Annotated in this window: 10 protein-coding genes; 7 read left to right on the top strand and 3 right to left on the bottom strand. The window is 65.2% G+C overall.

Annotation, left to right across the window (positions count from 1 at the left end):
* Positions 1–2 precede the first annotated feature (2 nt).
* From NGB94_RS04275 to tuf, 7 genes are all read left to right on the top strand, one after another.
* Positions 3–686 carry a 3-oxoacid CoA-transferase subunit A gene (locus tag NGB94_RS04275; protein ID WP_325789290.1) on the top strand — a complete coding sequence of 228 codons (684 nt, stop codon included), beginning with the start codon at positions 3–5 and terminating at the stop codon, positions 684–686.
* Positions 683–1,363 carry a 3-oxoacid CoA-transferase subunit B gene (locus NGB94_RS04270; RefSeq protein WP_325789289.1) on the top strand — a complete coding sequence of 227 codons (681 nt, stop codon included), beginning with the start codon at positions 683–685 and terminating at the stop codon, positions 1,361–1,363. Before NGB94_RS04275 ends, NGB94_RS04270 begins: the two co-directional genes overlap by 4 nt.
* Positions 1,364–1,382: 19 nt before the next feature.
* Positions 1,383–2,174, top strand: coding sequence for an IclR family transcriptional regulator domain-containing protein (locus NGB94_RS04265; protein ID WP_325789288.1), 792 nt, complete (start codon positions 1,383–1,385; stop codon positions 2,172–2,174).
* A gap of 326 nt (positions 2,175–2,500) precedes the next feature.
* Positions 2,501–2,875: a 30S ribosomal protein S12 gene (gene rpsL, locus NGB94_RS04260; protein ID WP_055239341.1), complete on the top strand. Its 375-nt coding sequence runs from the start codon at positions 2,501–2,503 to the stop codon at positions 2,873–2,875.
* A 1-nt stretch (position 2,876) separates the two neighbouring features.
* Complete coding sequence (gene rpsG / locus NGB94_RS04255) at positions 2,877–3,347, top strand: 30S ribosomal protein S7 (protein WP_091602646.1); 471 nt, start codon at positions 2,877–2,879, stop codon at positions 3,345–3,347.
* A gap of 113 nt (positions 3,348–3,460) precedes the next feature.
* Positions 3,461–5,575, top strand: a complete 2,115-nt coding sequence (fusA, locus tag NGB94_RS04250; RefSeq protein ID WP_325789286.1) for an elongation factor G — start codon at positions 3,461–3,463, stop codon at positions 5,573–5,575.
* A 222-nt stretch (positions 5,576–5,797) separates the two neighbouring features.
* Positions 5,798–6,988, top strand: coding sequence for an elongation factor Tu (gene tuf / locus NGB94_RS04245; RefSeq protein ID WP_055239344.1), 1,191 nt, complete (start codon positions 5,798–5,800; stop codon positions 6,986–6,988).
* Here the strand turns inward: tuf and NGB94_RS04240 are convergent.
* Genes NGB94_RS04240 through aroA form a run of 3 tightly spaced genes read right to left on the bottom strand, consistent with a single transcriptional unit; the run spans position 6,981 to position 13,355 of the window.
* On the bottom strand, positions 6,981–9,134 hold the full coding sequence (locus NGB94_RS04240; RefSeq protein ID WP_325789284.1) for an FAD-dependent oxidoreductase: 2,154 nt from the start codon (positions 9,132–9,134) through the stop codon (positions 6,981–6,983). The genes tuf and NGB94_RS04240 overlap by 8 nt on opposite strands.
* Positions 9,135–9,144: 10 nt before the next feature.
* The gene (locus NGB94_RS04235) at positions 9,145–10,326 is read right to left on the bottom strand and encodes an acyl-CoA dehydrogenase family protein (protein ID WP_325789460.1); all 1,182 of its coding nucleotides are present in this window, start codon (positions 10,324–10,326) and stop codon (positions 9,145–9,147) included.
* Positions 10,326–13,355 (bottom strand): 3-phosphoshikimate 1-carboxyvinyltransferase, encoded by a 3,030-nt coding sequence (aroA, locus tag NGB94_RS04230; protein WP_325789283.1) that lies wholly within the window; start codon positions 13,353–13,355, stop codon positions 10,326–10,328. Before aroA ends, NGB94_RS04235 begins: the two co-directional genes overlap by 1 nt.
* Between the last annotated feature and the right edge of the window lie 3 nt (positions 13,356–13,358).

The following is a 13,358-nucleotide window of genomic DNA, read 5'->3' as shown; positions in this document are numbered from 1 at the left end:
CCGTGCTGAACATTCTGCAGGACGTCGACGAAGCCGTCGCACCGATCCATGACGGGGCCACCGTGATGATCGGCGGCTTCGGCAAGGCCGGGCAGCCGGTCGAGCTGATCGAGGCGCTGCTCCGCCAGGGCGCCAAGGACCTCACTGTCGTCAATAACAACGCCGGCAACGGCGAGGAAGGCCTGGCCGCCCTGATTGGTGCCGGCCGGGTCAAGAAGATCGTCTGCTCCTTCCCACGGCAGTCCGATTCGCAGATCTTTGACGCGAAGTTCCGCGCCGGCGAAATCGAACTTGAACTGGTTCCGCAGGGGAACCTCGCCGAGCGCATCCGCGCTGCCGGTGCCGGGATCGGTGGGTTCTTCACCCCCACCGCCTACGGAACCCCGCTGGCCGAAGGCAAGGAAACCCGGATGATTGACGGCCGCGGCTACGTCTTCGAAACTCCGCTGCACGCGGACTTCGCCCTGGTGAAAGCGCTCCGGGCAGACCGCGCCGGGAACCTTGTCTACCGAAAGACCGCCCGGAACTTCGGCCCGATCATGGCTGCAGCCGCCAGGAACGCGATCGTCCAGGTACGGGAAATCGTCGACGTCGGCCAGATCGACCCGGAAGTGGTTGTGACTCCCGGCATCTACGTCAACACCCTGGTACAGGTCTCCCGCGAGAAGGAACCGGCAGCAGCATGAGCGAGAAGGCAGAGATCACTACCGTGAGCGAAAAACTGGACCGCAACTCACTGGCCGAACTCGTGGCACGGGACATTGCGCCCGGTTCGTTCGTCAACCTGGGAATCGGCCAGCCGACCCTGGTGTCGAATTACCTCAAGCCGGAGCAGCACGTCACCCTGCATACTGAAAACGGCATGCTGGGCATGGGACCCGAGGCGCAGGGCGAGGAGATTGACGGCGACCTGATAAACGCAGGCAAGATCCCCGTCACTGAACTGCCCGGCGCGTCGTACTTCCACCACGCAGACTCCTTCGCGATCATGCGCGGCGGACACCTGGATGTCTGCGTGCTGGGCGCCTTCCAGGTTTCTGCAGCCGGCGACCTGGCCAACTGGCACACCGGCGCGCCCGACGCGATTCCCGCCGTCGGCGGCGCCATGGACCTGGCCACCGGTGCCAAGGATGTCTACGTGATGATGTCCCTGTTCACCCGTGAAGGGGTGAGCAAGCTGGTGAAGGAATGCTCCTACCCGCTCACGGGCGTTGGCTGCGTCACGCGCGTTTACACTAATGAGGCGGTCTTTCTCCTCAAGGAGGACGGCGTCCACGTTCGCGAGACCTACGGGATCAGCTTCGAGGAGCTTGCCGCGAAGGTGGACGTGCCGCTGATCGGCCCGTCAGCCGGCACCGACTAAGACCAACAGCGGGGGAGACATGAGCGAAACCATCGCGGCGAGTGACCAGTTTGTCCAGTCACTGGCCCGCGGCCTGTCCGTGATCCGGGCGTTCGACGCCGAACACGTGCAGATGACCCTCAGCGATGTCTCCCGCCGGACGGGCCTCACCCGGGCCACGGCCCGCAGGTTCCTGCTGACCCTGGTGGAACTGGGCTACGTACGGACCGACGGCAGGAGCTTCGAGCTGACCGCACTGGTCCTGCAGCTTGGCTACTCCTACCTGGCCGGGCAGTCCCTGCCGCAGCTGGCACAGCCGCTCCTTGAGGACCTGTCGCGCGAAATCCACGAGTCGACGTCGGCCTCGATCCTGGACGGCAACGAGATTGTCTACGTTGCCCGGATCCACACCCGGCGGCTGATGACGGTTGGCATTACCGTTGGAACCCGGTTCCCCGCGTACGCGACCTCCATGGGACGGGTGCTGCTCGCCGGACTCGGCGAGGCGGCTCTGGACGCCTACCTGTCGGAAGTCGAACTCGTTCCCCTGACCGAACGGACCATAACCGACGAAGCCGCCCTGCGCCGGGAAGTTGAGCAGGTGCGCGAGCAGGGGTGGGCCGTGGTGGACCAGGAACTCGAGCGCGGACTGCGCTCGGTGGCCGTGCCCATCTTCAGCCCCGCCGGGGAAGTGATCGCCGCCTTGAATACCTCCATGCAGGCCACCCTGGGCCTGGACGGGCCTACACTGGAGGAAGCGGCGGCGCAGGTGCTGCCGCATCTGCAGGAAGCGTCCCGGAAGATCACCCAGGCGCTGGCAGCCCGGAGCTGATTCCGGGCTGAACGCAGCCCCGGCTTAAGCCTGCCGGGATGTCTGCTAGACTGTCAATAATTGTTTGTGTGGCAGTGGATGAAGGCCGCTCGCATGTTCTCTCGGATTCCGTCTCCGAGGCGCGGGTGGGGGCCTGTTTCCGGGTTGCAGGGTTCTTGTGCAACGAATGCCACACTTTTGCACGCCTACGGTCGCTTCGGAATCACGGAACGTCTCGGGGGTACTGCGGCAACAACTTTGAAAAGCCTCGCTCAGGGCCTGCAGGAAGCGGACCGGAGCAAGCGCAACCAGAGAATTTTTCTCGAGATAAAACGGAGAACTGATAAGTGCCTACGATTCAGCAGCTGGTCCGCAAGGGCCGCTCACCCAAGGTCTCCAAGACCAAGGCTCCCGCCCTTAAGGGCAGCCCGATGCGCCGTGGTGTGTGCACCCGTGTTTACACCACCACCCCGAAGAAGCCGAACTCGGCTCTGCGTAAGGTAGCCCGTGTCCGCCTCAACGGCGGCGTGGAAGTTACTGCCTACATCCCCGGTGTGGGTCACAACCTGCAGGAACACTCCATCGTGCTGGTGCGCGGTGGCCGTGTGAAGGACCTGCCCGGTGTCCGTTACAAGATCGTTCGCGGCGCACTGGACACCCAGGGTGTCAAGAACCGCAAGCAGGCTCGCAGCCGCTACGGCGCGAAGATGGAGAAGAAGTAATATGCCCCGCAAGGGTCCGGCCCCCAAGCGGCCGCTCGCAGTCGATCCCGTCTACGGCTCCCCGCTGGTCACGCAGCTGATCAACAAGGTCCTCATTGACGGCAAGAAGTCCACCGCAGAGCGCATCGTTTACGGCGCACTTGCCGGTGCTCAGGAGAAGACCGGCCAGGATCCGGTTGCAGCCCTGAAGAAGGCCATGGACAACATCAAGCCGAGCCTTGAGGTTAAGTCCCGCCGCGTCGGCGGCGCCACCTACCAGGTTCCGGTTGAGGTTAAGCCGGGCCGCGCAACCGCCCTGGCCCTCCGCTGGCTGGTTGGCTACTCCAAGGCCCGCCGCGAGAAGACGATGACCGAGCGTCTGCGCAACGAGATCCTGGACGCCTCAAACGGTCTTGGTGCTGCTGTGAAGCGTCGCGAAGACACCCACAAGATGGCCGAGTCCAACAAGGCCTTCGCCCACTACCGCTGGTAATAAGCACCACGTACGTCTTTTCAGCCCAGGCCCTGCGGCCCGCTTCGGCGGGCCTCAGGGCCGCAGGCCGAATTGATGACCGGCGGGGCCAGAACCAAAACTAGGGAGTAACCGTGGCACTGGACGTGCTTACCGACCTCAACAAGGTCCGCAATATCGGCATCATGGCGCACATTGATGCCGGCAAGACCACCACCACCGAGCGCATCCTGTTCTACACCGGTGTCAACCACAAGATTGGCGAAACGCACGACGGCGCTTCGACCATGGACTGGATGGCACAGGAGCAGGAGCGGGGTATCACCATTACCTCCGCAGCTACCACGTGCTACTGGGACAACAACCAGATCAACATCATCGACACGCCGGGTCACGTTGACTTCACTGTCGAGGTTGAGCGGTCCCTGCGCGTGCTTGACGGCGCCGTAGCCGTTTTCGACGGCAAGGAAGGCGTGGAGCCGCAGTCCGAGACTGTCTGGCGCCAGGCTGACAAGTACAACGTTCCGCGTATCTGCTTCGTCAACAAGATGGACAAGCTGGGCGCCGACTTCTACTTCACCGTCGACACCATCATCAACCGCCTGGGCGCCAAGCCGCTGGTTCTCCAGCTGCCGATCGGTTCCGAGAGCGAATTCGAGGGCGTCGTCGACCTCCTCGAAATGCGTGCACTCACCTGGCGCGGCGACGCCAAGGGTGACGTGACCATGGGCGCCAAGTACGAAGTTGAGCCGATCCCCGCAGACCTGCAGGAAAAGGCCGAAGAGTACCGCGCCAAGCTCGTGGAAACCGTTGCCGAAGCCAGCGAAGAGCTCATGGAGAAGTACCTCGAAGGTGAAGAACTCACCCTTGAGGAACTGAAGGCCGGCATCCGCAAGATGACCGTCAACTCCGAGGTCTACCCGGTGCTGTGCGGCTCCGCGTTCAAGAACCGCGGCGTTCAGCCGATGCTCGACGCCGTCGTTGCCTACCTGCCGAGCCCGCTCGATGTTCCGAACATCAAGGGCCACGACATCCGCGACGAAGAGGTTGAGCTGGAGCGCGCTGCAGACGCAGACGCACCGTTCTCGGCCCTGGCCTTCAAGGTTGTGACGCACCCGTTCTTCGGCCGTCTGACCTACATCCGCGTTTACTCCGGCAAGGCTGCTTCCGGTGCTCAGGTCATGAACTCGACCAAGCAGAAGAAGGAGCGCATCGGAAAGCTCTTCCAGATGCACGCCAACAAGGAAAACCCGGTCGAAGAGATCACCACGGGTCACATCTACGCTGCCATCGGCCTGAAGGATACGACCACGGGCGATACCCTGTGCGACATCCAGAACCCGATCGTGCTGGAATCGATGAGCTTCCCGGAGCCCGTCATCTCCGTGGCAATCGAACCGAAGACCAAGGGTGACCAGGAGAAGCTCTCCACGGCTATCCAGAAGCTCTCCGAAGAGGACCCGACCTTCCAGGTCTCCCTCGACGAAGACACCGGCCAGACCATCATCGCCGGCATGGGCGAGCTCCACCTGGACATCCTGGTGGACCGCATGCGCCGCGAATTCAAGGTCGAAGCCAACGTGGGCAAGCCCCAGGTTGCTTACCGCGAAACCATCCGCCGCGCAGTCGAGAAGTACGACTACACGCACAAGAAGCAGACCGGTGGTTCGGGCCAGTTCGCAAAGGTCCAGATCGCGATCGAGCCGCTGGACACCTCGGAAGGCGCTCTGTACGAGTTCGACAACAAGGTCACCGGTGGCCGTGTTCCGCGCGAGTACATCCCCAGCGTTGACCAGGGCATCCAGAGTGCACTCAACGACGGCATTCTTGCCGGCTACCCGGTAGTCGGCATCAAGGCCACGCTGCTCGACGGCGCTTACCACGACGTCGACTCCTCGGAAATGGCGTTCAAGATCGCCGGCCGCCAGGCTTTCAAGGAAGCTGCACGGATGGCCAGCCCGGTTCTGCTCGAACCGGTCATGGATGTCGAAGTCCGCACCCCTGAGGAATACATGGGTGAAGTCATCGGTGACATCAACTCGCGCCGCGGGCAGATGCAGTCGATGGAAGACGCCAGCGGCGTGAAGGTCGTTCGCGCCCTCGTTCCGCTGTCCGGCATGTTCGGGTACATCGGCGACCTGCGGTCCAAGACCCAGGGCCGCGCCGTTTACTCGATGCAGTTCAACAGCTACGCAGAGGTCCCGAAGGCAGTAGCCGACGAGATCATCCAGAAGACGCGCGGCGAGTAAGACCCCGCCGGCGTTCCGGGGAAATCCGGAACGCCGGCCGTGTGCGGCCCGTCCCAGGGGGAACCCGGACGGACGGGCCGCACGGCCAGACTGAGCGGGACCTGCGGGAACCGCGGCACAAGGCAATTTCATCAAATAAACAGCCCCAAGTAGACTTGTATCGGATCAGTTGCGAGAAGCGCGGCTGGTGATTGAGTCTTCTAACCTTTCTAGGAGGAACCCGTGGCGAAGGCAAAGTTCGAGCGGACTAAGCCGCACGTCAACATCGGCACCATTGGTCACGTTGACCATGGAAAGACCACGTTGACCGCTGCCATTTCGAAGGTGCTTGCTGACAAGTACCCTGACCTGAACGAGCAGCGCGACTTCGCTGCTATTGACTCCGCGCCGGAAGAGCGCCAGCGCGGTATCACCATCAACATCTCGCACATTGAGTACCAGACCGAGAAGCGTCACTACGCACACGTTGACGCCCCGGGCCACGCTGACTACATCAAGAACATGATCACCGGCGCTGCTCAGATGGACGGTGCAATCCTCGTGGTTGCCGCCACTGACGGCCCGATGGCTCAGACCCGCGAGCACGTTCTGCTTGCCCGCCAGGTTGGTGTTCCCTACCTGCTGGTCGCGCTGAACAAGTCCGACATGGTTGAGGACGAGGAACTCCTCGACCTCGTGGAAATGGAAGTTCGCGAACTGCTGAGCTCCCAGGAGTTCGACGGCGACAACGCTCCCGTCGTTCGCGTTTCCGGCCTGAAGGCACTGGAAGGCGACCCCAAGTGGGTTGCGTCCGTCGAAGAACTCATGGAAGCCGTTGACAACAACGTTCCGGACCCCGTTCGCGACAAGGACAAGCCGTTCCTGATGCCGATCGAGGACGTCTTCACCATCACCGGCCGTGGCACCGTTGTTACGGGCCGCGCCGAGCGCGGTACCCTCGCTATCAACTCCGAGGTCGAGATCGTTGGCATCCGCCCGATCCAGAAGACCACGGTTACCGGTATCGAGATGTTCCACAAGCAGCTCGACGAAGCATGGGCCGGCGAGAACTGTGGCCTGCTGCTCCGCGGCATCAAGCGCGAAGACGTAGAGCGCGGCCAGGTTGTCGTCAAGCCGGGTTCCATCACCCCGCACACCGACTTCGAGGCCAACGTCTACATCCTGTCCAAGGATGAAGGCGGCCGCCACAACCCGTTCTACTCGAACTACCGCCCGCAGTTCTACTTCCGCACCACCGACGTCACGGGTGTTATCACCCTGCCCGAGGGTACGGAAATGGTTATGCCCGGTGACAACACCGAAATGACCGTTGAACTGATCCAGCCGATCGCAATGGAAGAGGGCCTCGGCTTCGCTATCCGCGAAGGCGGCCGCACCGTTGGATCCGGCCGCGTCACCAAGATCATCAAGTAATTTGATGTTCTGACGCCGGACCATACGGTTCAGCATTGAAGGGCCCCGCTGCTACGGCAGCGGGGCCCTTTTGCATGCCCGGGGCCTGCGCTGCCAGGCGTGCCGCCACGGCCGCTCCGGTTTCAAGCCCCTGGGCGAAGGCACGGACGGCATTAAGGCCGGCAGCCGAGGCAGCCCCGCCGATGGGAGTGTGGGGGATGCCTGCCGCAGCGAGCCCGCGCTGCAGGGCGGTGTTCTCCACCTGGCCGGCGGCGATGACGACGGCGTCTGCCGCAATGAGTTCCGAAGCCCCTTCCGGATCTTCGATCAGTAGGCCGCCCGGTACCAGTTCCCGGTAGCTGATGCCGGTTCGCAGCACTACGCCTGCATTGCGCAGGGCCTGCAGCGCCGCCCAGCGTGTGGTCGGTCCGATCCCTTCACCGATGCGGGAACCTCGGCGCAGCAGCGTGATCTGCCGAGTGCCCCGCAGCTGCGGGTCCGGGCTGAGGTGCTCGCGCATGAAGCGCGCTGCGGCCCGTGGTCCTGATTCAGGTTCCGGACGTTTGGAGCCAGCCTGCAGCAGCAGGTGCGCGAGGTCCACGGCGATGCCTCCGCCGCCGACGACGGCGATGCGGCCGGGGAGCGCACCCGGGTCCGCAAAGGCCTGGCGGTAGTCCAGGACCGGAACTCCGGAGCCTGGAAGCTTCACGTCCCGGGGCCGCACTCCGGTTGCGTCCACAACGTGGCTATAGCCCCGGAGCTCTGCTGCACCGGCAGTGACGCCGAGGTGCATCCTTACCCCGAGCCGGGGGAGTTCGCCGGCGAAATAACGGATGGTGTGCGCGAAATCGGCTTTCCCGGGTACATTCCGGGCGAGGCGGAACTGCCCGCCAATCTCTCCTTCGGCCTCGAAGAGGTGGACCACTGCACCTGTTGCGGCGAGTGTCGCTGCAGCCTGCAGACCTGCCGGGCCTGCCCCCACAACGGCCACTGCCGGGCCTGGGACAGGGAAGGCGGCCGCCGGAAACTCAAGTTCCCGTCCCGCCCTGGGATTGACCAGGCAGGACACGGAAGCCGTGCCCAGCGACCGGTCGATGCAGGCTTCGTTGCAGGCAATGCAGGTGTTGACCAGATCGGCGCGCCCCGCTTCGGTCTTTGCCAGGATCCGCGGATCCGCCAGGAACGGGCGTGCCATCGACACGAAGTCCACGCTTTCGGCGGCCAGCGCGTCGTTGGCCTGTGCCACGGAGTTGATGCGGTTCGAACCGATCACGGGTATGAGGCTCCCATGGCTGCGCAGGCTTGCGCGGATCCGTGCGGCGACGGGCAGCCAGCTGCCGTGCGGCACGAGTGACTGGACGGTAGGCAGCCTGGACTCATGCCAGCCGATTCCGATGTTCAGGGCGTGGGCCCCCGCCTCAGCCAGCACGCCGGCCAGTGCCCTGTATTCCTCCGGCGGACCGGAGCCATCGACGAGGTCCGCACCGGACATCCGGAAGATAACGGGGAAATCGGCACCGGCCGCGTCCTGGACAGCAGCCAGGACAGCCAGCGGAAAGGACTGCCGGCGTGCCGGGTCTCCGCCCCAGGCATCGTTGCGGAGATTGGTTGCCGGGGAGGCGAACTGGTTGATGAGGTAGCCTTCGGACCCCATGATTTCCAATGCGTCGAACCCCAGGTCCCGTGCCTGCCGGGCAGCGGCACCGAAGTCCCCGAGCGTCCGCTGGATCTGCGCCTCGTCCATGGCCAGGGGCAGCACGCGGGAGTAGCCGGACCACACCGCGGACGGGGCAAGCGGCGGCAGCCCGTAGGTGTCGGTAAAGGCATAACGGCCGGCATGGAAGAGCTGGAGCGCAAGCCGCCCCCCGGCGTCGTGCACTGCCGCCAGCGCGGCCCGCGCGGCGGCGGTGAAGGCAGGTTCCCCGCACACCAGATAGGTCCTGCCTCCGGACCCTTCCCGGCTGACCGCAGCACCTCCGGTCACGATCAGCGCCGCACCGCCGGCTGCCCGCTCGGCGTAGAACGCGGCCAGCGCATCCGCGTTGGACTCGAAATTCAGGTGCATGCTGCCCATGATGATGCGGTGCGGCAGGGTCATGGAGCCAATCCGGCCCGGGGCGAAGGCATGCGGATAGCTTCGGACTCCCAGCCGCGGATCCGTGGGCACGCGGCCGTCCCTAGCCCAGCGCTCCGCCGAGGATCGCCTTGGCGATGACGGATTTCTGGATCTCATTGGTGCCCTCTTCGAACCTCTGGGCCCGGGCATCGCGGTACACGCGCTCAATCGGCTGCGACTGCCAGTACCCAATGCCGCCGTGGACCTGCAGGGCCTTGTCCGTCACCCGGCCAAGCATGTCCACTGCCGTCAGCTTGGCCATGGAGGAGAGGGCAGGGGCCTCGGGGCCGGCGTTCTGCCAGGCGGCCGCGGCGGTAAGGGTGAGGGCTTTGGCTGCGGCGATATCTGCGGCGTTTTCAGCCAGGCTGAACGCAATGGCCTGCCGGGAAGCGAGCGGCTTGCCGAAGGTCGTCCGCTGTCCGGCGTAGGCAACAGCCAGCTGCTGGGCGCGCTGGGCCAGGCCAACGCAGCTCATGGCCACGGAAATGCGGCTGGGGGTGAGGAAGCCGCCCAGGGCCACAGCCAGGCCTTCACCTTCGGCGCCGAGCCGGTTGGCCACCGGAACCGGCGCATTGGTGAACGTCAGTGACGCGTGGTCGGTACCGCGCACCCCCATGGTCCTGGACGTGTCCTCCACCTCGGCGCCCGGGGTATTGCGGTCAACCAGCAGGGCCACGGTGCCGTCCCGTCCGGTGGTTCCTTCCAGCCGGGCGAAGAGCAGCCAGTAGTCGCAGCGGACTCCGAAGGTAATCAGGTGCTTGGAACCGGTGAGGTAGTACGTGTCGCCGTCGCGCCGTACCGAGGACGTGATGTCCACGCCGCTGCCGTTGGCTGGTTCAGTGAGGGTGAAGGCAACGACTGACTCCCCGGCGACAGCGGGGAGAATGAATTTCTGCCGCTGCGCTTGATCAGCAAAGGGGTTCATTGCCCGCCACGTCCCGTTCAGTACGTGGACGATCATCCGCACCGAGGCATGGGAACGGGAGAAGACTTCCATGAGGCCCATCCACTGCAGGAAACTCAACCCGGCACCGCCCAGGGTGCGCGGCGCGGCCAGGGAAAGGAAACCTTCGGTGCGGAGCTGTTTCCACAGCTCGTCGGAGACTGTTCCAGTGGCCTCAATTTCCTCGGCCCAGTCCTCACCGGGTCCTTCCACCCAGTCGGTTACCCGGGTGAGCAGCGCCTGGTACTCAGTGTCGGGGATCGAGCTTCCGCGTCCGTCAGCGGTCACCTCTGTGGTCATCACGCCTGGCTCCTGTCTGTACCGGCCGGGACGCCCCCGGCCAGTTGCCGTGCCCTGTCCCGCAGTACGAATTTCTGGACTTTGCCCACCGGATTCCGGGGGATGTCTTCGAGCAGCTCCAGCCGCTCCGGCCAATAGTGCTTGGAGACCTGGCAGCTGTCCAGATACCGGGTGAGTTCAGCCAGTGTGGGGCTCGCACCTGGAACCGGAACCACAAACGCACAGGCCCGCTCGCCCAGGCGGGGATCGGGCATGGCGGCCAGGGCGACGTCGTCAATCATGGGATGCCGGTACAAAAGCTGTTCGATCTCGGCGACCGGAATCTTCTCACCGCCGCGGTTGATGACGTCCCGCACCCTGCCGGTGATCCGCAGGTACCCTGCGTCGTCGAGGGTGGCAAGGTCCCCGGTACGGTACCAGCCGTCTTCCGTGAAGGCTTCCTTGGTCAGGTCCGGGCGGTCCAGGTAGCCTTCGAACATCGTGGGGCTGAGCAGTTCGAAGTTGCCTTCTGCCCCCGCCGGGAGCAGCTGGCCGTCATCGCTGACGATCCGGGCCTGCACGCCGGGGAGCAGCTGCCCGTCCGTGCCCCACACCAGCGCAGGGTCGCCGCCGGGGGAGGACACCGCACCCAGGCACGTCTCCGTGGTGCCAAAGGCTCCGCAGACCCACGCTCCCAGGACGCGGGTGGCCCGCTCCGCCAAATGCCGGGGAACACCGGCACCGGTATTGACGAAGATCCTCAGGCTTGCCGGGGCTTCAGCTCCGGCTTCCACGGCCTTCACCAGGTCCGCCAGGAACGGTGTGGCCGCCTGCACGAAACTTCCCTTCCAGCCCTGCATCAGGTTCAGGGCACGGGCCGGGTCCCAGACCGGCTGCAGGATCTGCGGAACCCCCAGGACAAAAGAGAGCCACATGCCGTAGAGGAAACCGGTCTGATGGGCCAGCGGGGAGGGGATGAACACTGCATCCCCGGAATGCAGTCCCAGATGCCGTGCCTGCATAGCCGCAGCCCGGGAGAGCGTCGAGTGCCGGTGCACCACTGCCTTCGGCTCACCCGTGGTGCCGGAGGTGAACAGCAGCTGGGCTGCGGCGTCGGCTGCGGGCGCAGCAGCATCGATCCGGTCCCGGTCAACGTGGATTTCCGCCAGTTCCTGTTCCCAGCCGTGCCAGGTGGTGCCGTGCCGGCCCGGCATGGCGGGGGCGGCGCCGCCGATAACCAGGACATGGCGGACCGCGAGCTCATAGCCCGGGTCCGTTCCCGTGCCGGAAGAAAGGATCCCCTCCAGCTCCTGCGCGTAGTGCCGGCCCCGGAACGTTTCGGGAACAACGACGACGGCGGCACGGGAGCGGTGCAGCGCGAAGGCGACTTCCCGCTCCCGGAAGATGGGCATGATCGGGGCAGCGACGGCACCGATACGCAGCACAGCAGTGCACAGGAGAACAAAATCGGTCCAGTTGGGCAGCTGGAACGCCACCCGGTCGCCGGGGGCCACCCCCAGCTCCAGCAGCAGCGCGGCAGCTTTGTCCGCTCCGGCGTCGAGCTGGGCCCAGGTCAGATGACCTGAGACCTGCGGGCGTCCGTCCGCCACCGCTGTGTGTCCCGGACGTTCGCGGGCCCAGCGGCGCACCCAGTCCGCGGCCGGTACAAGTGAGGCGGCCTCGGGTGACACGGCGGAATTCTGCGCAGTGGAGGATCGGGATCTCCCGGCCGAACTGCGCCGGGGGACCGGGCCCTGTTCCACCTGCATCGGCAGGCCAAAGGAATTCATGGCGTTGAGGAACTCCGGATAGGAAATCCGGTACGCATTGGGGTAGCTGAGCGTGCTGCGGCCCACTGCGCCCGAGGCGGCAACGGCCAGGGACATCAGCACCCGGTGGTCGTTGAAGGAGGACAAGTCAGCGGCCGTGAGGGCATCGGTGCCGCGCACCACCAGGTCGCTGCCGGCCGTCCTCACGGCGGCGCCCATTGAGTTCAGCTGCGCCATGGCTGCCACCCTGTCCGACTCCTTGAGCCTGACGTGGGCGACGTTGCGGAAGACGCTCTCCCCGTCGGCGCAGGCAGCCATCGCGGAAAGGACGGGCAGCATGTCCGGCACCGAGCGGCAGTCGATGTCCGCCGGCTGAAGCCTCAGCCCGTCGTGCCGGATGCGAACCCCGTCCAGGGCGGCGTCGTACTCCATGGGCAGTCCCATGGCAGCGGCGATGTCCAGGAAGTCCGCCTCGGGATGGTCTGCGCCGCGGGCGGTAACGGAACGGAGGCCGCGCAGCACAAGGTCAGATGGATGCAGGGCAGCCGCCGCCAGGCCAAAGGCCGCCGAACCGATGTCCTCCGGCATCCGCAGGTTGGCGGGCACGGCCTGCTGGCCGGCCGGTATCTCGAAGCGGTGCCAGTCATCCCGGACGTCTACCTGCAGGCCAAAGGTACGCATCATCTGGACCGTCAGCTCCAGGTAGGTGCGTTCATTCAGGGATCCGTCCACCACCACAGTGGTTGGCCGTTCCGCGAACGGAGCAAGCAGCAGGAGGCCTGAGATCCACTGGGACAGGGTCCCGGCAATATGGACCTCACCGCCGGAGGGGCGGCGGGCCCGCACCCGGATGGGCGGGCAGCCGGTGGGGGAGTCGACGTCGAGCCCCATTTGCGTCAGGGCCGCGAGCAGGGGGCCGATGGGCCGGCGCTGGAAGTACTTCTGGCCCGTCACCGTGACGTCCCTGGAACCCAGCGCTGCCAGTCCGACCATGAAGTACAGGGTGGTTCCGGAACTGCCTGCGGAGACTTCGTTCCGGGCCGGGCGGTACGGGCCGCCGTGCACCACATAGGTGCCGCCGTCGACGTCGATGCGGGTACCAAGCTGGCGAAGCATGGCAACCGTGTAATGGACGTGCCGGGCATCGGTCAGGCCGGTGATCCGGCTGGTCCCGGACGCCAGCGAGGCAAGGATCAGGGCACGGTGGGCGTGGTATTTGGAGTTGGGCACCTGTGCTTCACCGCAGATGCGCTGCTGCGTTCCCAGGACCGAAAGATACATGGC

It is taken from the genome of Arthrobacter koreensis (assembly GCF_035792275.1).
Lineage (GTDB): Bacteria > Actinomycetota > Actinomycetes > Actinomycetales > Micrococcaceae > Arthrobacter_B > Arthrobacter_B koreensis_A.
Note: the sequence above shows the minus strand (reverse complement) of the source record. Positions and strands in the feature narration are given on the sequence as shown.